Source organism: Streptomyces sp. ME19-01-6 (assembly GCF_033793745.1).
In the GTDB taxonomy this organism is placed as follows: domain Bacteria; phylum Actinomycetota; class Actinomycetes; order Streptomycetales; family Streptomycetaceae; genus Streptomyces.
In genome coordinates this window covers 141,419-161,386 of record NZ_JARAXF010000006.1, presented here as the reverse complement: position 1 = coordinate 161,386, position 19,968 = coordinate 141,419, and the positions used below count along the sequence as shown (strand labels likewise).

The window sequence follows — 19,968 nt, the reverse complement described above, 5'->3', positions numbered from 1 at the left end:
AGACCGACTGTGGCATCCATCCACCGCGAAATCATGATCGCCGACACACCCGAGAACGTCTGGGCGGCGGTTCGCGCCTTCGGCGAGGTCCGCAAACGCCTCGTACCGGGTTTCGTCACCGGCACCCGCGTCGAGGGCGACATCAGGATCGTGGCCTTCGCGAACGGCGCCGTGGTGCGCGAGCTCATCGTCGACCTCGACGACGAAGCCCGACGCATCGCCTACGCGGTCGTCGGCGGCTCTCTGGAGCCGACGCACCACCACGCGTCCATGCAAGTCTTCGGCGACGCCGGGGGCCGCAGCCGATTCGTCTGGATCACCGACGTGACGCCGAGCAGTCTCGGGGAACCCATGGCCGAGATGGTCGACCAGGGGATTCACGTGATCAAGCAGACGCTGGACCGCAAAGCCGAGCCGCCCCACTGACAAGGTGCGTGGTAGCGTGCGGGAGTTCGTGTTGGATCAGATCGAGGACGACAGGGAGGGCGAGTTGATGGCCGCGTCGAAGGCCACTGCGCCGCGCAGCGCCCGGACCGTCCTCACGTCCCGGGCGACGGCCTGATCCCGTCACCCGCCTCGCCGGGAGCGTGAGCTCGCGGGGCAGTCCTGCACACGAACCAACCATGGAACGGATCCTTATCCCGTCATGCGTACCCACAACCAGTGGATCACCCGCGCCGAGACCAAGGCCGACATCCCCGCCATCCGCGAGATCGTTCTCGCCGCGTTCGACACCCCGTACGAGGCCGATCTCGTCGACGCCCTGCGCGCCGACGTCTCGTGGATCGAGGGCCTGTCCGTCGTCAGCGCCGACACGGACGGCGATCCCGTCGGCCACGCGCTGCTGACGCGCTGCCACATCGGCGACACCCCGGCCCTGTGCCTGGCGCCGGTGTCCGTCCTGCCCGAGTACCAGAGGACGGGCGCCGGTTCGGCGGCCGTCCGGGCCGCGCTCGGCGCGGCCAAGGGCCTGGGCGAGTACTACGTCACCGTCCTCGGGCACCCGGCGTACTACCCGCGGTTCGGCTTCACCCGCGCCTCCGACCACGGCATCGACGTGACCTTCGACATCCCGGACGAGGCCATGATGGCCCTCACCATGGACGAGGCCACCCACCCGCTGCCGAGCGGCACCGTCCGTTACGCGGCGCCCTTCGGGGTCTAGCGGCCCGCCTCCAGCCGTGCGAGGGGCCGGGCCCCTCGCACGGCTGCTGTCCGGGCACGTCCGGACGGAAGTTGCGGTGAGTTTGGGACAGCGACACGCCGTTGCGTCGGCGTGTCGCTGTCCCAAACTCACCGCAAAGTCACTGGCCACCCGTCTCCCCGGCCAGAAGGCGCTCGACCAGGGCGGTGACCAGGTCGCGGCGGTGCTCCGCCGAGAAGAGGTCGGGGAGGGTGAGGGCCTCCAGGATCAGCCAGTTGAGGGCCAGGTACAGCAGGACCACCGTCGTCGCGTCGCCGGGCAGGCCGGACTCCAGGTGGTTGCTGATGTTGAAGTCGACGTCGGCGCGGATGCGGTGGGTCAGGACCTCGCGCAACTCCGGTCGGCGGGTGGCCTCCAGGCGCAGTTCCAGCAGGGCGAGGAAGCCCGTCGGGAACGCGGCCACCCGGTCCACCAGGACGTGCATGAGCCCGGCGACCCGGGCACGGTCGCGTGGGCCTTCCAGGCCGGAGGCGAGCAGCGCCTCGTCCGGCTCCAGTCGCTCGTATACGCGCTCGCTCGCCTGCGTGAGCATGTCCTCTCGGTTGGTGAAGTAATTGGAGGCCGTGCCACCGGGTACGGCCGCTTGTTGGTCGACCGCGCGGAAGGTCAGCCCTCGCGCGCCCTCGCGGGCCAGAACCTCGATCGCGGCGTCGAGCAGCGCCGCCCTTCTCTCCGGATTGCGTCGCACCATAAGTCGTTGACACCACTTCACTTGTAGTACTACGGTCTAACCACTCCAAGCAAAGTACTACATTCGGAGTCAATCCGGGGGGCGAGGTTCAAGAATGCGAAAGCTCGTGTACTACGTCGCGGTCTCCATCGACGGCTTCATCGCGGGCCCGGGTGGGGAGTTCGACTTCTATCCGCAGGCGCCGGACATGGTGGACTACCTGCGCGCGGAGTTTCCCGAGACCATGCCCACCCACATGCGCCCGGACATGGGTCTTGAGGAGGCGCCCAACAAGCGCTTCGGCGCCGTGGTCATGGGGGGCGTCACCTACAAGCTCGGCGGCGTGACCAGCCCGTACACGCATCTGCGCCAGTACGTCGTCTCCCGCTCCCTCCCCGAGATCGCCGACCCGGCCGTCGAGTTGGCCCCCGATGACCCGATCGGCCTCGTACGCCGGCTCAAGGCCGAGGGCGGGGAGGGCGACATCTGGCTGTGCGGCGGGGGCGTGCTGGCCGGGCAGCTCCTGTCCGAGATCGATGAGTTGGTATTCAAGCGGTATCCGGTCGTCGCCGGTGACGGCGTGCCGGCCTTCGCCAAAGGGTTCCAGCCCCGCCCGTTCGCCCCCGTGGAGACGCTCACCTTCAGCAACGGCGGGACCGTGACCACCTACCGCCCGGCCGCGTAACCCGGAAAACGCGTGACCCGGAAGGTCACCAGTGGTCCGGGGTCGGTATCGCCTGGCTGAAGTCACCGGCGCGCAGTGCCTCGGTGGGGATCGACCAGTGCATCCAACCGCCTTCCCCGTCGATGTACCACTCGTGCCGGCCGGAGAGCTGGAGCAGGTGGTGGTAACGGTTCGAATCGTCGCCGTTCAACATCGCTGACGAGCTTCCCGTGGGGAACACCGGTCGGCCGAAGGCCATGTCCTCGCAGGACAGCACGCCCTGGGGGGACCACTCGGTGCGTATCGCGTGCTTGAACGCCTCCACCGCCTCGTAGTCGCTCCCCCCGTATCCCAGGCCGAGTGTGTCCCAGGCCTCATCCCAGGTGTCGGGGAGGGCGAAGCCGGGCTCCGCCGCCCACGGGACGGGGGCGAAGACGCTGGATCGTGCGGGTGGGTCGGTTTCGACGGCGTGGGTGGAACGGGCCGCGACGACCCTCCCCACCTCTGGGCCCTCTGGGCCGAAGCCCGCCGCCACCTTCCAGGCCGTGGGGTCGCTCTGCTCGGATTCCTTGTCGAGATGGAAGAAGTTGAGCAGGCCGGTGCCGGGCGGGAGGAGGTCGCCGAGCCAGGGGGCCAGGGCGTCGGTGTCGAGGACGGCGAGCAGGCTGAGCGGGAGGTCCTCGCACACCGGCCAGGGGGTGCCGGGCTCCAGCATGGCTTTGCCGCCGAAGCGGCTGTGTCCGGCGGCCTGGCCGGGGGCGGCCTCGGTGAGCGAGAAGCCGGGCCGGGCCAGGCTGACGACGCGGTCGGCGAGGTCGGCGCCGAGATGTTCCGCGCAGGAGTCGCGCAGGGCTGCCAGAGTGGTCTTCGGATCCATACGAGAAGTCAAGCACCCGCCTCGGACAAAACGACGAGCATGTGAGAGGGCGGAAACGGATGCGGAATGCCAAGCTCTGGGCGGCGGTTGGCACTTGGCGTGTCCCCCACTGACCACACGCGCGTCCGCATGCCCGTCGCCGTCCACATCCTCGGACTGTCCGTCTTCGCCCTCGGCACTTCGGAGTTCATGCTCTCCGGGCTGCTGCAGCCCATCGCCCGCGACATGGATGTCTCGATCCCGACCGCCGGGCTGCTGATCTCCGCCTTCGCGATCGGGATGGTGGTCGGCGCTCCGCTGCTCGCCGCCGCCACGCTGCGGCTGCCGCGCCGGACAACGCTGATCGCGCTGCTGGCCACGTTCGGGCTTGGGCAGGTCGCGGGGGCGGTGGCGCCTTCGTACGGGGTGCTGTTCGCGTCCCGGGTGGTCAGCGCGCTCGCGTGTGCGGGGTTCTGGGCGGTGGGGGCGGCGGTGGCCGTGTCGCTGGTGCCGGTGAACGCGCGGGCGCGGGCGATGGCGGTGATGCTCGGCGGGTTGAGCGTCGCGAACGTCGTGGGTGTGCCCGCGGGGGCGTTCCTCGGGCAGCACGCGGGGTGGCGGGCGGCCTTCTGGGCGGTGGCCGCGCTGTCGGCGCTCGGGCTCGTGGGCGTGATCGGGCTCGTACCGCGCACGGAGGCGCCGACCGGGCAGGACCAGCCGAGGCTCCGCGCCGAACTGTCCATCTACCGCGACCGGCAGGTGTGGCTCGCGCTGGTCACCACCGCGCTCAGCGGCGGCGCCGTCTTCTGCCTGTTCTCGTATCTCGCGCCGCTGCTGACGGACGTGGCCGGGATGGAGGAGGGCTGGGTGCCGAGTGTGCTGGCGCTGTTCGGCGTCGGGGCGATCGTGGGGACGGCGATCGGCGGGCGGATCGCGGACGCCCATCTCTTCGGCACGCTCTACGGCGGTATCACGGCCTCGACCGTCGTGCTGACCGCCCTGGCGCTGACCGCGCACCACGCGGTCGCCGCCGTGGTCTTGGCCCTGTTGCTCGGCGTGACGGCCTTCTTCACCGGGCCCGCGCTCAACGCCCGGATGTTCAACGTCGCGAACGCCGCCCCGACCCTCGCGGGCGCGACCACGACCTCCGCCTTCAACATCGGCAACACGCTCGGCCCCTGGCTCGGCGGGCTCGTCATCGACGTGGGCTGGGGCTATCCGGCCGTGGCCTGGACGGGCGCGGCCCTCGCGGCGGCGGCCGTCGGGACGACGGCGCTCGCCGCGCGGTCGCATCACGCCCAGGGCGCGTCACTCGTGATCGTCGGCGAGCAGTAGGTCACGTGTGGGGATAGCTGGTGATGCCGTCCAAGACGGTGGTCAGGTTGTGGTTGAAGGTTTCCTCGGCGTTGAGGTGGGCGCCGTCGATGACGAGCCGGGCGACGGTGGGATAGCGGCCTGAGTCGAGCATGCGTGTGAGGTAGGGCCCGAGGCTGACCTGCCAGTCGGTCACGTCGGTGCCGGTGGAACGGGCGGTGCGTCGCTCGGTGATCTCTCTGCGGAGCGCTCCGATGATGAAGGCGTTGAGGGCGCCCAAGGCCCGCTGGAGGTCGTCGATGCCGCGCACGCCAGGAGCCTGACTGAGCGCCGCCGCGGTCGATTCGCCCACGGCGAGCGCATGAGGTCCCAAATGTGGCCTTCCGCCGAGCAGGTCGGAGAACCACTCATGGTCAAGGGCGGCGTCACGGGTCCGGTGAACGATGGCCAGTACCGTGGCGCGCCACTCGGAGTGCTGGTCGGCCTCGGCGATCTGGGCATAGACGGCGTCGACCATCAGATCAAGCAGTTCGGATCGGTTGCTCACGTAGTCGTAGAGCCGCATCGGACCGACACCGAGCTCTTTGGCGAGCTTGCGAACCGACAGTCCGTCGAGGCCGTGCGCGTCGGCGAGCCGGATCGCCGTAGCGGCGATCTTCGCGCGGCTCAACGGCACCGGCGCCGCCCGCGGCTGAGGCTCGGGCCGTTCCCAAATGGGCAGCACGACGCTACCGTACGGCGTATCCATGAAATACAGTGTACGGTACGGAGATGACGATGCGAATTGCGATCGCCGGTGGCGGCCTCGGCGGCCTGACGCTGGCACGAATCCTGCGCCGGCACGGCATCGACGCGGTGGTGTACGAACGCGAGGCAAGCCGATCCGCGCGATCGCAGGGCGGAATGCTCGACCTGCACCCGGAGTCCGGGCAACAGGCCCTGGCCGAGGCGGGTCTCGCCGACCGGTTCCGGTCCGAGGCGCGGCCTGAGGGCGAGGAACATCGCATCCTCGACCCGGCCGGACGCACCCTCGTGCACCACAAGCCAGATCCCGGCTCATTCTCCGGACGTCCTGAGATCGATCGGAGCACACTGCGTGATCTGCTGCTCGATTCGCTCCCGGGCGACGCGGTTGCGTGGCAGCACCGGCTCGTCGCGGCGACGCCACGACCTGACGGGGGCTTCGGGCTGACGTTCCATGGTGGCCACAGAACCGACTGCGACATCCTCATCGGCGCGGACGGCGCGCGCTCGGTCGTCCGCTCGCTGCTGACCGACGCGAGACTGTCCTACGTGGCCACCTTGGTGGAGCTGGACATCAGCGACGCCGACCGGCGCCACCCGGATCTCGCTGAGCTGGTCGGCCCCGGGAACCTGTGGTGCATCGGCGTGAACCAGATCCTTGCAGCACAACGCCTCGGCGATGGCACCATACGAGTCGGGATCTCATTGCGCGCAGAAGATCGCGACATCGACACATACCGTAGTAAGCGTGCTCTGCTGGACCTGTTCGACGGCTGGGACTCAGGCCTCACCGCACTCATCGAAGCCGGCGACGGCGCGCCGACGCCTCGCAGGATCGAAGCGATGCCCATCGGTACGCGCTGGTCCAACCAGCCGGGAATCACCCTCATCGGTGACGCCGCGCACCTCATGCCGCCGGTCGGCGAGGGTGCCAATCAGGCCATGCTCGACGCCGCCGAACTCGCCGGCGAACTCGCCGCCAACCCCGCCGACCCGGACTCGGCGATCCGGACGTACGAAGAGGCGATGTTCACCAGAACTCACGCGATCGCCGAAATGTCCGCACGAGTCCAGGCGATGATGCTGTCCCCCACCGCAGCGGACGACATCACCCGCTTCTTCACGGCGCGGCCCACGGAGCCGGCACCCGCGGACTGAACGGACCGGCCGCCTTGAGGGTGTGCAGGACGGGCGCCGTCTCCAGGGTGAGGGCGGCCGGGTCGGGGCACAGGGCGTGGGCGACCAGGTTGGTGGCGCCGGTCGTGGCGGCGACGATAGCGAGTTCGGTGTGGCGGGCGAGGGCGGTCGCGATCTCGTCGAGACGGGCCGGGGCGACGGCCATCCACAGCAGCGCCTGGGTGGTGACGCCCAACAGCGCGTCGTCGATCTCGACGTCGAAGAAGAGCGTGCCGCGCTCCCGGAGGCCGGTGAGGCGCCGCGCGACCGTGGCCGGTGACCAACCGGTGGCGGCGGCGAGGTCGGCGTGGCTGGTACGGCCGTCCTGGCGCAGGGCGTCCAGCAGCGCCCGGTCGGCCTCGGTGAGGGGCGGGTCGGCCTCGGCCAGAGGCAGATCGCCCTCGGTCGGCGGGCCGGGCGGCGGGGCGAGCCGTCGCTGCTGCTCGTCGGACAGCGCGCCCAGGTGGCCGCGCCACGCGGTGGGGCCGCCCAGGTAGGTGTGGAGCAGCAAGTGGGCGGAGACCGCCGTGATTCCGGCGGTCCGCGGGATGTCGCGGAGCAGCATCGAGCGCGAGGCGTCCGCGCCGCGCGGCGCGTGGACGACCATGACGATCTCCGTGCCCCCGGAGGCCAGCTTGACCCATGAGGTGTCGGGACGCCGGGCCAGGGAACGGGCGAGGGTCTGCGCGGTGGCCGGGGTGGCGGCGATACGGACCAGCCACTGGGTCTCGCCGTCTACCCCGGTGTCCGGCCAACCGGCTGGCCGTGGCCGCTGCTCGGGGCGCTGGCGGTCGGCGGCGTGGGGCTCGGGCTGTTCACGGTCCCGTTCTTCACCGCCGCGCTCTCCCAGGTGCGCCCGCATGAGACCAGGTCCGCCGCCGGGCTGCTCAACGCGGTCCAGCAGCTCGGCGCCACGCTCGGCATCGCCGTGCTCGGCACCACCTTCTTCCACAGCCTGGCGCCCTTGCACAGCCTGGCGCCCGCCGGGTCGCGGGCCGCGTCGGAGGCGGCTCAGCACGCTCTGTGGGTCGCCGTGGGGCTCATCACCGCCGCGACCGTGACGGCGGCCCTGATGCGCGGCCCGCGCGAATGACCGCCCGATGACCGCCGATGACCGCTTAATGACCCTCCAATGACCGTCCCCGCCGCGCCCGTCACACGGTCCCGAGCGCCCCCACCCGCGCCACCGCGACCGCCGTCTTGCCGCACACCCAGTGCGGATCCGGCCCCAACTCCGGCTCCACGTCCAGCGCGTGCAGATCGCCGCCCTCCGTGCACACCGGGCACAGCGGCCAGCGGCCGTACCGCTCGAGCAGGGCGTCCTGTACGTCCTGGGCCACCAGCCCGGCCACGTACATGGCGCCCTCCGGCCACTGCTCGACCCACCATCGGCGGTGCGCGATGGAGTCCTCGACGAGCGAGACGATGTCCGCCTGGGCTACCTCTCCCGCCGCGAGATCGGCGAGCACCAGTGCCCGTGCCGCGTGCAGTGCCTGTTCGAGCTTCATGGGACCCATTGTCACCTTTGAGCACAACTGGCGCCCGTCGGTCAGCGCGAAGGGCGCCATGGCGGGGCCTCTTGACGCCCCCCAGGCGCCGAAAATATCTTTCATGGGTGAGTAGCAAGCTGAAGGAAACTTTCACCGTGCCCGAAGCCACTCCACCCGCCCCCGGCGCCCTCGCGGCCAAGGTCCGCACCCTCGCGCCCTCCATGACCCGCTCCATGCAGCGCGTCGCCGAGGCCGTGGCGGGGGATCCGGCCGGCTGTGCCGCGCTCACCGTCACCGGGCTCGCCGAGCTCACCGGCACCAGCGAGGCCACCGTGGTCCGCACCTCGCGCCTGCTCGGCTACCCCGGCTACCGCGATCTGCGCCTCGCGCTCGCCGCGCTCGCCGCGCAGCAGGCGGCCGGCCGCGCCCCGGCGGTCACGGCCGACATCGCGGTGGACGACCCCATCGCCGACGTCGTCACCAAGCTCGCCCAGGAAGAGCAGCAGTGTCTGGCCGACACCGCCGCCGGACTGGACACCAGCCAGCTCGAAGCGGCCGTCACCGCCCTCTCCTCCGCCCGCCGGATCGACATCTACGGCGTCGGCGCCTCCAGCCTGGTCGGCCAGGACCTGGTCCAGAAACTGCTGCGCATCGGCCTGATAGCGCACGCCCACGCCGACCCGCACCTCGCGGTCACCAACGCCGTGCAGCTGCACTCCGGCGACGTCGCCGTCGCGATCACCCACTCGGGCCGTACCACCGACGTCATCGAGCCCCTGCGGGTCGCCTTCGAGCACGGAGCCACCACCGTCGCGATCACCGGCCGCCCCGACGGCGAGGTCGCGCAGTACGCCGATTTCGTGCTCACCACGTCCACCGCCCGCGAGAGCGAGCTGCGCCCGGCGGCGATGTCCAGCCGCACCAGTCAACTCCTCGTCGTGGACTGCCTCTTCATAGGTGTGGCGCAGCGTACGTACGAGGCGGCCGCGCCCGCGCTGGCGGCCTCGTACGAAGCTCTCGCCCACCGGCACGACCCCCGGCCCGGACCCCGCTGACCGAGCGCTGACCGAGTCGGGACACCCCCGTATCGGCGGGGCCCCCCGCCGCCACCCCCGTACCGGAAAGAGCCGCTTCGCCATGACTTCCGCCGCTGACCAGGAACAGCTGCGCGCCCAGCTGGACACGCTCACCACCGAGGCGTTCCGCCCCGAACTCGCCGAGATCGACCGGCTGGAGACCGTCGAGATCGCCCGCATCATGAACGGCGAGGACGCGGCCGTGCCCACGGCCGTCGCCACCCAGCTCCCGCGGATCGCCGCCGCCATCGACGCCATCGCCGAGCGCATGGCCCGCGGCGGCCGGCTGATCTACGCGGGCGCGGGCACCGCCGGGCGGCTCGGCGTACTCGACGCCAGCGAGTGCCCGCCCACCTTCAACACCGACCCGGACCAGGTCCTCGCGCTGATCGCGGGCGGGCCCACCGCCATGGTCACCTCCGTCGAGGGCGCCGAGGACAGCAAGGAGCTGGCCGCCGCCGACCTCGACGCGCTGGGTGTCGGCGCGGACGACAGCGTCGTCGGCATCTCCGCCTCCGGCCGCACCCCGTACGCGGTCGGCGCGGTCGAGCACGCCCGCCGGCTCGGCGCGCTCACCGTCGGCCTGTCGTGCAACGCGGGCTCGGCGCTCGCGGCGGCCGCCGAGCACGGCATCGAGGTCGTGGTCGGGCCGGAGCTGCTCACCGGCTCCACCCGGCTGAAGGCGGGCACGGCCCAGAAGCTCGTGCTCAACATGGTCTCGACCATCACCATGATCCGGCTGGGCAAGACCTACGGAAACCTGATGGTCGATGTGCGCGCCTCGAACGAGAAGCTCCGCGCGCGCTCGCGCCGTATCGTCTCCCTCGCCACCGGCGCCCCCGACCCGCAGATCGAGGCCGCGCTGGCGGCCAGCGACGGCGAGACGAAGCACGCCATCCTCTCCATCCTCGGTGGAGTGGACGCCCCGACCGCCGCCCGGCTGCTGAGCGAGTCGGACGGCCGTCTGCGGGCCGCCCTGGAGGCAGCGCGGGGGTAGGGATCGAGTGGGTGAAACGCCGTCGGGGCGGCACCCCTGGGAGAGGGTGCCGCCCCGACGTACCCGATGTTTCGGGCGGACAGCAGATCGACGTGAAGTCGTCGATCAGAAGTCCATGTCACCGCCCGGCATACCGCCCGGAGCGCCCGCCGCGGCGGCCTTCTCCGGCTTGTCGGCGATGACGGCCTCGGTGGTCAGGAACAGCGCGGCGATCGACGCGGCGTTCTGCAGCGCGGAGCGCGTGACCTTGGCCGGGTCGATGATGCCCTCGGCGATCAGGTCGACGTACTCGCCGGTCGCAGCGTTCAGGCCGTGGCCCGGGGTGAGGTTGCGCACCTTCTCCACCACGACGCCGCCCTCGAGGCCGGCGTTGACCGCGATCTGCTTCAGCGGGGCCTCGAGCGCCAGGCGCACGGCCTGGGCGCCGGTGGCCTCGTCGCCGTCCAGCTCCAGCTTCTCGAAGACCGAGACGGTCTGCAGCAGGGCCACGCCACCACCGGCGACAATGCCCTCCTCCACGGCGGCCTTGGCGTTGCGCACCGCGTCCTCGATGCGGTGCTTGCGCTCCTTGAGCTCGACCTCGGTGGCGGCACCGGCCTTGATGACGGCCACGCCGCCGGCCAGCTTCGCCAGGCGCTCCTGAAGCTTCTCGCGGTCGTAGTCCGAGTCCGAGGACTCGATCTCGGCGCGGATCTGGTTGACCCGGCCCTGCACCTGGTCGGTGTCGCCGGCGCCGTCCACGATGGTGGTCTCGTCCTTGGTGACGGTCACCTTGCGGGCACGGCCCAGCAGGTCGACGCCCGCGTTCTCCAGCTTGAGGCCGACCTCCTCGGAGATGACGGTGCCACCGGTGAGGATGGCGATGTCGCCGAGCATGGCCTTGCGGCGGTCACCGAAGCCCGGGGCCTTGACGGCGACGGACTTGAAGGTGCCACGGATCTTGTTGACGACCAGGGTCGCCAGGGCCTCGCCCTCGATGTCCTCGGCGATGATCAGCAGCGGCTTGCCCGACTGCATGACCTTCTCCAGCAGCGGAAGGAGGTCCTTCACGCTGGTGATCTTCGAGTTGACGATCAGGATGTACGGGTCGTCGAGCGACGCCTCCATACGCTCCATGTCGGTGGCGAAGTACGGGGAGATGTAGCCCTTGTCGAAGCGCATGCCCTCGGTGAGCTCGAGCTCGAGCCCGAAGGTCTGCGACTCCTCGACGGTGATGACACCTTCCTTGCCGACCTTGTCCATCGCCTCGGCGATGAGCTCGCCGATCTGGGTGTCGGCGGCGGAGATGGAGGCGGTGGAGGCGATCTGCTCCTTGGTCTCCACGTCCTTGGCCTGCTCGAGCAGCTGGGCGGAGACGGCCTCGACGGCCTTCTCGATGCCGCGCTTGAGGGCCATCGGGTTGGCGCCCGCGGCAACGTTCCGCAGGCCCTCCTTGACCAGCGCCTGGGCGAGGACGGTCGCGGTCGTCGTGCCGTCACCGGCGACGTCGTCCGTCTTCTTCGCGACCTCCTTGACCAGCTCGGCGCCGATCTTCTCGTACGGGTCCTCGAGCTCGATCTCCTTGGCGATGGATACACCATCGTTGGTGATCGTGGGGGCGCCCCACTTCTTCTCGAGGACGACGTTGCGACCCTTGGGGCCGAGGGTGACCTTGACGGCGTCGGCGAGCTGGTTCATCCCGCGCTCGAGGCCGCGCCGCGCCTCCTCGTCGAACGCGATGATCTTGGCCATGTGAAGTGGTCCTCCCAAGACGGGGTGGATTGCTCCGGACCGCGCCTGGCGCCCGCGACGGACGGCCTGCCTGCCCTGCGGTTCCTTGCCCCGCATGGCCTGACGGACCTCACCGACCCGATCCTTCTGTCACTCTCACCTTCAGAGTGCTAACGCCAATGATTAGCACTCGACCCCCGAGAGTGCAAGCGTGAGTGGGTGACAGGGTGGGACAAGCTGGTCGCGAGAGCTCATGTCAAAGGGCCCGTTCCCCATGGGGGTACGGGCCCTTCGAACGGTCCAGTCAGCTGCCTCGCGTCGGCGCTTCAGCCAACAGCCACGCGGACCATGTCCGCCTGCGGCCCCTTCTGGCCCTGCGAGATCTCGAACTCGACCCGCTGGCCTTCCTCGAGGGTGCGGTAACCGTCCATCTGGATCGCGCTGTAGTGGACGAACACGTCCGCACCACCGTCGACCGCGATGAAGCCGTACCCCTTCTCCGCGTTGAACCACTTGACGGTGCCCTGAGCCATTCCTAACTCCCCTATTGCTGGCCCTTGCGCAGGACCGCACTCCGCGGACCCGGGTCAGACCTCACCCCCCGAGTCGAGGGGGGTGTGCGCCGGAACGCGTCGACCGCCGCTGAATGTATCTGTCCCACTGCCCTGTGCAACAGGTCAATCGGACGAGAATTCTGGCGACGGCCGAACGGTAATAAGCGGCAAATTCCCGTGAATTCAGGGCAAGCCGGGCCGGACATAACGGACCAGCCCGGCAATTCGCGCGCACAGTTTGGGCACAAGTTGACGAGTTCTCATATGCGGTCGGCGCGGGGGCCGACAGAAGGGGATCGCTGTAACTGTATCGCGGTTCCACACATGGAATCGCCCCGTCCGTTTCTATCAGGACGAGGCGATTCCGTTTATCTCGGGGGGTACGACCGCCCGTGACCGGCCCGTTACCGGCTCAGCAGCCGCCCGCGACCGCCGGAATGATCGAGACGCCGGCGCCGTCCGGGGTCGCCGTCTCCAGGCCCTCCGCGAAGCGCACGTCGTCGTCGTTGACATAGACGTTGACGAAGCGGCGCAGCTTGCCCGTGTCGTCCAGGACGCGGGCCGCGATGCCCTGATGGTTGCGGTCGAGGTCCGCCAGGACCTCGGCGAGAGTCGCTCCTTCGGCGCTGACCTCGGCCTGCCCGCCTGTGTAGGTGCGCAGGATGGTGGGGATTCGGACATTGACGCTCATGAGCGTTTCACCTTCTGTGGGAATTGCAGCGGGAGGCGAGGAGCGAATTCAAGCCAGCCGGTTTGAGCCGAGCCGATTCAGGCCAGACCAGCCTCGCGGAACGCGTCGAGACTCGGGCGGATCACCGCCGTGGGCCCACTCGTCGGGGCGACCGCGTCGAGCGTCTTGAGGCCGTCTCCGGTGTTGAGCACGACGGTGGTGAGGGCGGGGTCCAGGACCCCGTTCTCGAGCAGCTTCTGCGTCACGCCCAGGGTCACCCCGCCCGCGGTCTCCGCGAAGATCCCCTCCGTACGGGCCAGCAGCTTGATCGCCGCGACGACCTGCTCGTCGTTCACGTCCTCCACCGCTCCGCCCGTGCGGCGCGCGATGTCCAGCACATACGGCCCGTCCGCCGGGTTGCCGATGGCCAGCGACTTGGCGATGGTGTTGGGCTTCTGCGGCCGCACCACGTCATGGCCCGCCTTGAAGGCGGTGGAGACCGGGGAGCAGCCCTCGGCCTGGGCGCCGAAGATCTTGTACGGCCTGTCCTCGACCAGGCCGAGCGCGATGAGCTCCTTCAGCCCCTTGTCGATCTTCGTGAGCTGCGAGCCGGACGCGATCGGGATGACCAGCTGGTCCGGCAGCCGCCAGCCGAGCTGTTCGCAGATCTCGTACGCGAGGGTCTTGGACCCCTCCGCGTAGTAGGGGCGGAGGTTGACGTTGACAAAGCCCCAGCCCTCGCCCGCCGGGTCGCCGATCAGCTCGCTGCAGAAGCGGTTGACGTCGTCGTACGTGCCCTCGATGGCGACCAGGTCGCCGCCGTAGACCGCGGCCATGACGACCTTGCCCTGCTCCAGGTCGTGCGGGATGAAGGTGCAGGAGCGCAGGCCCGCGCGGGCGGCCGCGGCGCCGACCGCGCCCGCGAGGTTGCCGGTGGAGGAGCAGGAGAGGGTGGTGAAGCCGAAGGCGCGGGCGGCCTCGACGGCCTGGGCGACGACGCGGTCCTTGAAGGAGTGCGTCGGGTTGCCGGAGTCGTCCTTGATGTACAGCTCGCCGGTCACACCCAGCTCGCGGGCCAGGTTGTCGGCCTTCACCAGCTTGGTGAAGCCGGGGTTGATGTTGGGCTTGTCGGCCACGTCGGCCGGGACGGGCAGCAGCGGGGCGTAGCGCCAGATGTTGTTCGGGCCGGCCTCGATCCGCTTGCGCAGCGCCTCGGGGTCGCCGGTCGGCAGGTCGTACGCGACCTCGAGCGGCCCGAAACACTCCACACAGGCGAAAATGGGGCCGAGGGGGAATCGCTCACCGCACTCACGACAGGACAGCGCGACGGCGGGGCCGAGGGAGACAGAAGACCCCGTGGAACCCGAGGAATCCGCTGAACCGGCAGAAGTAGTTGAGCTTTCGACAGCTTGCACAGCCATGGAGGCGAGGCCCTTTCTCCTCATCTTCCTCACGGCGCATCTCGCCGCGAGCCGGAATTGGCACCTTCCCTAGCCGGGGCCCCGCTTCGTGGCGAATCAGGACCGGCTGGAGGGTTGCCGGGGCTTCAACGGGCCGTTCCCTCTGCCCCTCTGGATGAGCGGTATGACGCCGGGCCCAGCCCGGCGTGTTTGTCGCACGAGGACCCCCGACATACGACGGTCACGTGCGTTGTTCAAGACTGTAACCGAAGGCCTGGATGGTTGAGATAGTCGTCCGAAGCGCGAGATGCATCACAGCTGAGCAGGGAGGTACGGACGTGCTGGAAGAGGTGGAGCGCTGGCTGAAGGAGCGGTCCTGGTCCGCCGACGACCGTCCGCTCGACCGCCTGCTGGCCGCCAAGCGCGCCACGGGCCAGGCCGTGAGCGTCGTCCTGCCCGCCCTCAACGAGGAGGCGACGGTCGGTGAGATCGCCGCGACCATACGTCGCGAGCTGATGGGCCGGGCCGCGCCCCTGGTCGACGAGCTGGTGGTGGTGGACTCCGGGTCCACCGACCGCACCGCCGAGGTCGCCGCGGCGGCCGGGGCGAGGGTCGTGCACCGCGACTCCCTGCTGCCCGAGCTGCCGACGCTGCCCGGCAAGGGCGAGGTGCTGTGGCGCTCACTGCTGGCGACCAGCGGCGACATCGTCTGCTTCATCGACGCCGACCTGCGGGAATTCGACGCGCGCTTCGTCTTTGGGATCGTCGGCCCGCTGCTGACCGACCCGGACGTGCACCTGGTCAAGGGGATGTACGACCGGCCGCTCGGCCCCGAGTTCGGCGGGCTCGCCTCCGGCAGGGCGGCCGGCCAGGGCGGACGCGTCACCGAGCTGGTCGCCCGGCCGCTGCTGAACCTGCACTGGCCGCAGCTGGCCGGTTTCGTACAGCCGCTCGGCGGCGAGTACGCGGCGCGCCGCTCGCTGCTGGAGCGGCTGCCCTTCCCGGTCGGCTACGGGGTGGAGCTCGCCATTCTCATCGACTCGCTGCACACGGTCGGGCTCGACGCGCTCGCCCAGGTGGACCTCGGCGTGCGCAAACACCGCCACCAGGACCCGCAGGCGCTCGGCCGGATGGCGGCCACGATCTACCGCACGGCCCAGCTGCGGCTGGCCCGCGGGCATCTGGTGCGGCCGCGGCTGACCCAGTTCGACCGGGGCGAGGCCGGTTTCGTGGCACGGACGAGCGCCGTGGACACGGAGGAGCGGCCGCCGATGATCGAGATCCCGGAGTATGTGCAACGGCGGGCGGCGTGACGCCCTCAGCCTCCGCCCCGGGCCCCGCCGGGAGGCGCCGACCGGGGCAAGAAACCGCACGCACGTTTGCGCGGCGCGTGGGATGGCTAGGTACGCGACATGGCCTCTGAGCACACCGCTGCACAGGTCCTCGTCGCGTCCAACCGCGGCCCGGTCTCCTACACCCTGCGGGAGGACGGTTCGCTCGGCCCCAGGCGCGGCGGCGGCGGGCTGGTCTCCGGCCTCAGCGCCATAGGGCCGGACACCGACGCCGTCTGGATCTGCGCGGCGCTGGGCGACGGCGACCGCGAGGCGGCCCGGCGGGCCGGGGCCGGGCATCTGGACCCGGGCGACACCGGCGGGCAGCTGGTGCGGATGCTCGACATCGCGCCGCAGGTCTTCGACGCCGCGTACAACGGCATCGCGAACTCAGTGCTGTGGTTCGTCCACCACCTGCTCTACCAGACGCCGCTCGAACCGGTCTTCGGCGCGGAGTTCCGCGCCCAGTGGGACGCCTACGAGACGTACAACGCGGCCTTCGCGGACGCCCTCGCCCAGGAGGCCGCCGAGGGCGCCGCCGTGCTGGTCCAGGACTACCACCTGGCGCTGGTGCCCGGCCTGCTCCGCGAGCGGCGGCCGGACCTGCGGATCGGCCACTTCTCGCACACCCCCTGGGCGCCGCCGGACTACTACCGGCTGCTGCCGGACGACGTGGCGGCGGGCGTGCTGCGCGGCATCCTGGGCGGCGACCGCGCCGCGTTCCTCACCGAGCGCTGGGCCCTGGCCTTCGCCGACTGCGCCGCGGCCGTGCTCGGCGCGGAGGTGGTACGGGACGGCGCGCGGCTGTCCGTGCGCTTCGAGGGGCGCGAGACCCGGCTGGGCGTACACGGCCTCGGCGCGGACGCGGACTTCCTGCGGAAGCGGTCGCGGGAGGCGGACGTCGACGAGCGGCTGACGGCCCTGCGCGCGCAGATCGGCCCCGGGCGCAAGACCGTCGTCCGGGTGGACCGCACCGAGCTGTCCAAGAACATCGTCCGCGGGCTGCTGGCCTACCGGCGGCTGCTGGAGATGCGCCCCGAGTGGCGGGAGCGCGTGGTGCACGTGGCCTTCGCCTACCCCTCCCGCCAGGACCTGGCCGTCTACCGCGACTACACGGAGCAGGTGCGGCGGGTCGCCGACGCGATCAACGCCGAGTACGGCACGGAGGGCTGGCAGCCGGTCGCCCTCCATGTGAAGGACGACTTCGCGCGCTCGCTCGCCGCCTACCGGCTGGCGGACGTGGCCCTGGTCAACCCGATCCGGGACGGCATGAACCTGGTCGCCAAGGAGGTGCCGGTGGTCTCCGAGAAGGGCTGCGCGCTGGTGCTCTCCCGGGAGGCCGGGGCGTACGCGGAGCTGGGCGGCGACGCGCTGGTGGTCAACCCGTACGACATCGAGGCGACGGCGCTGGCGCTGCACGAGGCGCTGTCGATGAAGGACGGTGAGCGGGCGGCGCGTACGGAGCGGCTGGTGGCCGCCGCGACCGCGCTGCCGCCCGCGCAGTGGTTCCTCGCACAGCTGCGGGAGCTGACGGCGGAGTGATGTCCACCCGCCAAGACGTGTTCACCCACCCCGGCGTGTTCACCACCTGAGGGGTTCAGCCCTCGATCGCCCCGGCCAGCGCCGTCAGCAGGTCCACGACGCCCGCGGGGCCGTCGACCACCACGTCGGCCCGCCGGGCCAGCTCGGTGACCTCGGCGCTGCCGCTGCACACCAGCACCCCGGGCACCCCCCGCGACCTGAGCCGATCCACCGCCGCGAACGCGGCCAGGTCCCCCAGGTCGTCGCCCGCGTACAGCACCGCCCCGGCGCCGGTCTCCCGTACGTACTCGGTGAGGGCGACGCCCTTGTCCATGCCCGGCGGGCGCAGTTCGAGCACCAGGCGGCCGGGCTCGACGATCAGCCCGTGCCGCTCGGCGAGCCGGCGCAGCGGCTCGCGCAGCGCCTCGAAGGCGCCCCGCGGGTCGGCGGCGCGGCGGGTGTGGGCGGCGACGGCGCGCCCCTTCTCCTCCACGGTGGCACCGCGCGCCTCGCCGACCGAGGCGAGTACGTCCGGGAGTTCGGCCTGGGCCGCCGCGACGCCCGGGTGCGGGGGCGGGGCGCTGACCTCGCGGCCGGCGGCGTCCCAGCGCTCGGCGCCGTAGTGGCCGAGGACCACGAGGTGGTCGAGGCCCGCGGCCTCGGCGAAGCCGCCGTACTCCACGGCGAGGGCGGCCGGACGGCCGGTGATCACCGCGGCGGAACGCAGCCGCGGGGCGAGCCGGGAGAGCGCGGGCACGGCGCCGGGGTGGGCGCGCGCCTGGTCGGGGTCGGGGACGATGTCGGCGAGGGTGCCGTCGAAGTCGAAGGCGACGACGGCCTCCGCGGGCCGCTGGAGGATCGCCGCGAGGCCCTCACGGCCGGCCGCTGTCGTGGGTACGGGAAGAGGGTGGCTGCCCATGTGGCCGACCCTATCGCCGTGGAGCGTGTGGGGTGGGGCAATGGGGCGGTCTCGGTCAGCGGCGTTCGCGCCGCGCCTCGCGCAGGCGGCGCAGGCGGTTGACGGTCACCGGGTCGTGGGCGAGGGCGCGTGGGTCGTCCAGGAGGGCGTTCAGGAGCTGGTAGTAGCGGGTCGGCGAGATGCCGAGCTGTTCGCGTATCGCGCGCTCCTTGGCGCCGGGCCCCGGCCAGCCGCGCCGCTCCACGGCGAGCACGGCCCGGTCCCGCTCGGACAGCCCAGCCGCCTCGCCGGGTCCCCCAGCTGCCTCGCCGGGGGGCCCGGCCGCGTCTTCCTCCGCGCCCCTGCCCCCCGTCTCGCCGGGCCGGTCCTGCTCGCCGTGCATCGCTAGCCCTGCGCGCTCTCCAGCGCGTCGGCCTGGCGCTGGATCTCGCTGAGCACACCCGCCGGGTCGCCGCCCTTGGAGACCACCGCACCGATCTTCTTCTTCAGGTCCGACTGGACCGTCGCCCAGGACGTCTTGTCCACCGGGTAGAACTGCGCCGTCGCCAGCTCGTCGAGGAACTTCCACAGCCGCTTGTACTGGCGGTCCCCGCGCATCGTGGCGGAGGCCTTGCTGGTCACCGGCAGCAGGTCGTACTGGGAGGTGAAGTCGAGAACGTTCTTCTCGTCGTACAGGAAGTCCAGGAAGAGCCCGGCCTGCCGGCGGTTGCCGTTCTGCTTGAAGGCCATGACCCAGTCGGCGACGCCCATCGTGGCCTTGGACTTACCCGTACGGCCGGGCAGCGGCGCGGTGCCGTAGTCGATGCCATGGCCGTCCGCCTGCTGCATCAGGGTCGGGTGGCCGTTGAGCATGCCGACCTCACCGCGCGTGAAGGCGTCGAAGATGTCCTGGCGGTTGGTGCGGGCAGGGACGTCGGGGCCGGTGAGGCCCTCGCCGACGAGTTCGTCGCGCAGCCACTCGAAGGTCTTGATGTTCTCGTTCGAGTCGATGGTGTAGCTGCCGTTGCTGTCGGTGTAGCCGCCACCGCCGCCGAGCATCCACATCATGGCCTCGCCCTGTGACTCCTCGGGGCCGAGCGGCAGCCCGTAGGGGATCTTCACGCCCATCGCCTTGAGCTTGACGGCGGCGTCCTTCAGCTCGGCCCAGGTCTCCGGGACCGAGAGGACACCGGCCTCCTCGAACAGCCGCTTGTTGTAGAAGAAGAGCCGGGCGCTGGAGACGAAGGGCAGCCCGTACTGCACCCGCTTGACCTCGCCCGCCTGCGCGATCGAGTCGATGAACCCGGCCTGGGTGGGGATGGAGAGCATCTGGTCGGCGCGGTAGAGCTTGCCCGCGGCGGCGAAGTCGGCGTACGCGCCGATCTGCGCGATGTCCGGGGCCTCGCCGCGCTTGACCATGTCGGCGACGCTCTTGTCGACCTCGGTCCAGCTGAGGATCGTGACGTCGACCTTGATGTTCTCGTGCTTGGCCTCGAACTCCCGGGCCAGCTTGTCCCAGTACTTCTGGGAGCCGTTGGCCGAGCTGTCGCCGTAGTCGGCCGCCACCACCTTCAGGGTGACGTCGCCCGAGCCCGGGCCTTCCTTTCCGCACGCCGTCAGCGCGGGCGATATCGCCGCCGTCGCGGCACCCGCCGCCGTCAGACTCATGAATCGCCGACGCTGCACTGCTTTT

General features: G+C 70.8%; 22 protein-coding genes and 1 riboswitch. Of the genes, 10 read left to right on the top strand and 12 right to left on the bottom strand.

What is annotated here, in order from left to right; all coding sequences use genetic code 11:
- Positions 1–9: 9 nt before the first annotated feature.
- Both PV419_RS16645 and PV419_RS16640 read left to right on the top strand, forming a co-directional pair.
- The gene (locus tag PV419_RS16645) at positions 10–426 is read left to right on the top strand and encodes an SRPBCC family protein (protein WP_319689351.1); all 417 of its coding nucleotides are present in this window, start codon (positions 10–12) and stop codon (positions 424–426) included.
- A 220-nt stretch (positions 427–646) separates the two neighbouring features.
- The gene (locus tag PV419_RS16640) at positions 647–1,165 is read left to right on the top strand and encodes an N-acetyltransferase (RefSeq protein ID WP_319689349.1); all 519 of its coding nucleotides are present in this window, start codon (positions 647–649) and stop codon (positions 1,163–1,165) included.
- A gap of 139 nt (positions 1,166–1,304) precedes the next feature.
- Here PV419_RS16640 and PV419_RS16635 read toward each other — a convergent pair whose 3' ends face one another.
- Complete coding sequence (locus PV419_RS16635; RefSeq protein WP_319689347.1) at positions 1,305–1,895, bottom strand: TetR/AcrR family transcriptional regulator; 591 nt, start codon at positions 1,893–1,895, stop codon at positions 1,305–1,307.
- A 94-nt stretch (positions 1,896–1,989) separates the two neighbouring features.
- Here PV419_RS16635 and PV419_RS16630 point away from each other — a divergent pair, with 94 nt between their 5' ends.
- Entirely contained in the window at positions 1,990–2,559 is a 570-nt protein-coding gene (locus PV419_RS16630) for a dihydrofolate reductase family protein (protein ID WP_319689345.1), read from the top strand.
- Between the two features lie 25 nt (positions 2,560–2,584).
- Here PV419_RS16630 and PV419_RS16625 read toward each other — a convergent pair whose 3' ends face one another.
- Positions 2,585–3,415 (bottom strand): DUF1963 domain-containing protein, encoded by an 831-nt coding sequence (locus tag PV419_RS16625; protein ID WP_319689343.1) that lies wholly within the window; start codon positions 3,413–3,415, stop codon positions 2,585–2,587.
- A gap of 129 nt (positions 3,416–3,544) precedes the next feature.
- On the opposite strand from PV419_RS16625, the gene PV419_RS16620 reads away from it, so the two are divergent.
- Positions 3,545–4,729 carry a Cmx/CmrA family chloramphenicol efflux MFS transporter gene (locus PV419_RS16620; protein WP_319689341.1) on the top strand — a complete coding sequence of 395 codons (1,185 nt, stop codon included), beginning with the start codon at positions 3,545–3,547 and terminating at the stop codon, positions 4,727–4,729.
- A 1-nt stretch (position 4,730) separates the two neighbouring features.
- Here the strand turns inward: PV419_RS16620 and PV419_RS16615 are convergent, their stop codons facing one another.
- On the bottom strand, positions 4,731–5,456 hold the full coding sequence (locus tag PV419_RS16615) for a TetR/AcrR family transcriptional regulator (RefSeq protein WP_319689339.1): 726 nt from the start codon (positions 5,454–5,456) through the stop codon (positions 4,731–4,733).
- An 8-nt stretch (positions 5,457–5,464) separates the two neighbouring features.
- Here PV419_RS16615 and PV419_RS16610 point away from each other — a divergent pair, with 8 nt between their 5' ends.
- Positions 5,465–6,610, top strand: coding sequence for an FAD-dependent oxidoreductase (locus PV419_RS16610; protein WP_319689337.1), 1,146 nt, complete (start codon positions 5,465–5,467; stop codon positions 6,608–6,610).
- Here PV419_RS16610 and PV419_RS16605 read toward each other — a convergent pair.
- Positions 6,573–7,490, bottom strand: coding sequence for an Lrp/AsnC family transcriptional regulator (locus PV419_RS16605; RefSeq protein ID WP_319689335.1), 918 nt, complete (start codon positions 7,488–7,490; stop codon positions 6,573–6,575). The two genes, PV419_RS16610 and PV419_RS16605, sit on opposite strands and share 38 nt — an antisense overlap.
- Here PV419_RS16605 and PV419_RS16600 point away from each other — a divergent pair.
- Positions 7,479–7,721, top strand: a complete 243-nt coding sequence (locus PV419_RS16600) for a hypothetical protein (protein ID WP_319689333.1) — start codon at positions 7,479–7,481, stop codon at positions 7,719–7,721. The genes PV419_RS16605 and PV419_RS16600 overlap by 12 nt on opposite strands.
- A 61-nt stretch (positions 7,722–7,782) precedes the next feature.
- Here the strand turns inward: PV419_RS16600 and PV419_RS16595 are convergent, their stop codons facing one another.
- Entirely contained in the window at positions 7,783–8,136 is a 354-nt protein-coding gene (locus PV419_RS16595; protein WP_319689331.1) for a hypothetical protein, read from the bottom strand.
- A gap of 107 nt (positions 8,137–8,243) precedes the next feature.
- Between PV419_RS16595 and PV419_RS16590 the strand changes: the two genes are divergently transcribed.
- Positions 8,244–9,173 carry a MurR/RpiR family transcriptional regulator gene (locus tag PV419_RS16590; RefSeq protein WP_319689329.1) on the top strand — a complete coding sequence of 310 codons (930 nt, stop codon included), beginning with the start codon at positions 8,244–8,246 and terminating at the stop codon, positions 9,171–9,173.
- Between the two features lie 82 nt (positions 9,174–9,255).
- Positions 9,256–10,191, top strand: a complete 936-nt coding sequence (murQ, locus tag PV419_RS16585) for an N-acetylmuramic acid 6-phosphate etherase (RefSeq protein ID WP_319689327.1) — start codon at positions 9,256–9,258, stop codon at positions 10,189–10,191.
- Positions 10,192–10,296: 105 nt separating this feature from the next.
- On the opposite strand, the gene groL is transcribed toward murQ, so the two are convergent.
- The 4 genes from groL to thrC all read right to left on the bottom strand — a co-directional run bounded on the left by groL (position 10,297) and on the right by thrC (position 14,570).
- Entirely contained in the window at positions 10,297–11,922 is a 1,626-nt protein-coding gene (gene groL, locus PV419_RS16580) for a chaperonin GroEL (protein ID WP_319689325.1), read from the bottom strand.
- A gap of 305 nt (positions 11,923–12,227) precedes the next feature.
- A complete protein-coding gene (locus tag PV419_RS16575; RefSeq protein WP_009716982.1) occupies positions 12,228–12,434 on the bottom strand; it encodes a cold-shock protein in 207 nt (68 codons plus the stop codon).
- Positions 12,435–12,867: 433 nt separating this feature from the next.
- A complete protein-coding gene (locus PV419_RS16570) occupies positions 12,868–13,146 on the bottom strand; it encodes a MoaD/ThiS family protein (protein WP_319689322.1) in 279 nt (92 codons plus the stop codon).
- A 77-nt stretch (positions 13,147–13,223) separates the two neighbouring features.
- Positions 13,224–14,570, bottom strand: coding sequence for a threonine synthase (gene thrC, locus PV419_RS16565; RefSeq protein ID WP_319689320.1), 1,347 nt, complete (start codon positions 14,568–14,570; stop codon positions 13,224–13,226).
- A riboswitch (SAM riboswitch) is annotated at positions 14,564–14,707 on the bottom strand. It overlaps the preceding gene by 7 nt.
- Positions 14,708–14,863: 156 nt before the next feature.
- Between thrC and PV419_RS16560 the strand changes: the two genes are divergently transcribed.
- Both PV419_RS16560 and PV419_RS16555 read left to right on the top strand, forming a co-directional pair.
- Positions 14,864–15,838: a glucosyl-3-phosphoglycerate synthase gene (locus PV419_RS16560; protein WP_319689318.1), complete on the top strand. Its 975-nt coding sequence runs from the start codon at positions 14,864–14,866 to the stop codon at positions 15,836–15,838.
- A gap of 99 nt (positions 15,839–15,937) precedes the next feature.
- Positions 15,938–17,398 carry a trehalose-6-phosphate synthase gene (locus PV419_RS16555; RefSeq protein ID WP_319689316.1) on the top strand — a complete coding sequence of 487 codons (1,461 nt, stop codon included), beginning with the start codon at positions 15,938–15,940 and terminating at the stop codon, positions 17,396–17,398.
- A gap of 55 nt (positions 17,399–17,453) precedes the next feature.
- Here the strand turns inward: PV419_RS16555 and otsB are convergent, their stop codons facing one another.
- The 3 genes from otsB to PV419_RS16540 are packed head-to-tail and all read right to left on the bottom strand — an operon-like array spanning position 17,454 to position 19,943.
- Complete coding sequence (otsB, locus tag PV419_RS16550; protein WP_319689315.1) at positions 17,454–18,296, bottom strand: trehalose-phosphatase; 843 nt, start codon at positions 18,294–18,296, stop codon at positions 17,454–17,456.
- A 55-nt stretch (positions 18,297–18,351) separates the two neighbouring features.
- Positions 18,352–18,678, bottom strand: coding sequence for a DUF3263 domain-containing protein (locus PV419_RS16545; RefSeq protein WP_319689314.1), 327 nt, complete (start codon positions 18,676–18,678; stop codon positions 18,352–18,354).
- 2 nt (positions 18,679–18,680) lie between these two features.
- A complete protein-coding gene (locus PV419_RS16540) occupies positions 18,681–19,943 on the bottom strand; it encodes an extracellular solute-binding protein (protein WP_319689313.1) in 1,263 nt (420 codons plus the stop codon).
- Between the last annotated feature and the right edge of the window lie 25 nt (positions 19,944–19,968).

Bases quoted from the DNA above. Each gene is read 5' to 3' on its own strand.
- PV419_RS16640 (WP_319689349.1), top strand. From the start codon at position 647: ATGCGTACCCACAACCAGTGGATCACCCGCGCCGAGACCAAGGCCGAC.
- PV419_RS16635 (WP_319689347.1), bottom strand. From the start codon at position 1,895: ATGGTGCGACGCAATCCGGAGAGAAGGGCGGCGCTGCTCGACGCCGCG.
- PV419_RS16630 (WP_319689345.1), top strand. From the start codon at position 1,990: ATGCGAAAGCTCGTGTACTACGTCGCGGTCTCCATCGACGGCTTCATC.
- PV419_RS16625 (WP_319689343.1), bottom strand. From the start codon at position 3,415: ATGGATCCGAAGACCACTCTGGCAGCCCTGCGCGACTCCTGCGCGGAA.
- PV419_RS16620 (WP_319689341.1), top strand. From the start codon at position 3,545: ATGCCCGTCGCCGTCCACATCCTCGGACTGTCCGTCTTCGCCCTCGGC.
- PV419_RS16615 (WP_319689339.1), bottom strand. From the start codon at position 5,456: ATGGATACGCCGTACGGTAGCGTCGTGCTGCCCATTTGGGAACGGCCC.
- PV419_RS16605 (WP_319689335.1), bottom strand. From the start codon at position 7,490: ATGCGGGCGCACCTGGGAGAGCGCGGCGGTGAAGAACGGGACCGTGAA.
- PV419_RS16595 (WP_319689331.1), bottom strand. From the start codon at position 8,136: ATGAAGCTCGAACAGGCACTGCACGCGGCACGGGCACTGGTGCTCGCC.
- murQ (WP_319689327.1), top strand. From the start codon at position 9,256: ATGACTTCCGCCGCTGACCAGGAACAGCTGCGCGCCCAGCTGGACACG.
- groL (WP_319689325.1), bottom strand. From the start codon at position 11,922: ATGGCCAAGATCATCGCGTTCGACGAGGAGGCGCGGCGCGGCCTCGAG.
- PV419_RS16575 (WP_009716982.1), bottom strand. From the start codon at position 12,434: ATGGCTCAGGGCACCGTCAAGTGGTTCAACGCGGAGAAGGGGTACGGC.
- PV419_RS16570 (WP_319689322.1), bottom strand. From the start codon at position 13,146: ATGAGCGTCAATGTCCGAATCCCCACCATCCTGCGCACCTACACAGGC.
- thrC (WP_319689320.1), bottom strand. From the start codon at position 14,570: ATGAGGAGAAAGGGCCTCGCCTCCATGGCTGTGCAAGCTGTCGAAAGC.
- PV419_RS16555 (WP_319689316.1), top strand. From the start codon at position 15,938: ATGGCCTCTGAGCACACCGCTGCACAGGTCCTCGTCGCGTCCAACCGC.
- otsB (WP_319689315.1), bottom strand. From the start codon at position 18,296: ATGGGCAGCCACCCTCTTCCCGTACCCACGACAGCGGCCGGCCGTGAG.
- PV419_RS16545 (WP_319689314.1), bottom strand. From the start codon at position 18,678: ATGCACGGCGAGCAGGACCGGCCCGGCGAGACGGGGGGCAGGGGCGCG.
- PV419_RS16540 (WP_319689313.1), bottom strand. From the start codon at position 19,943: ATGAGTCTGACGGCGGCGGGTGCCGCGACGGCGGCGATATCGCCCGCG.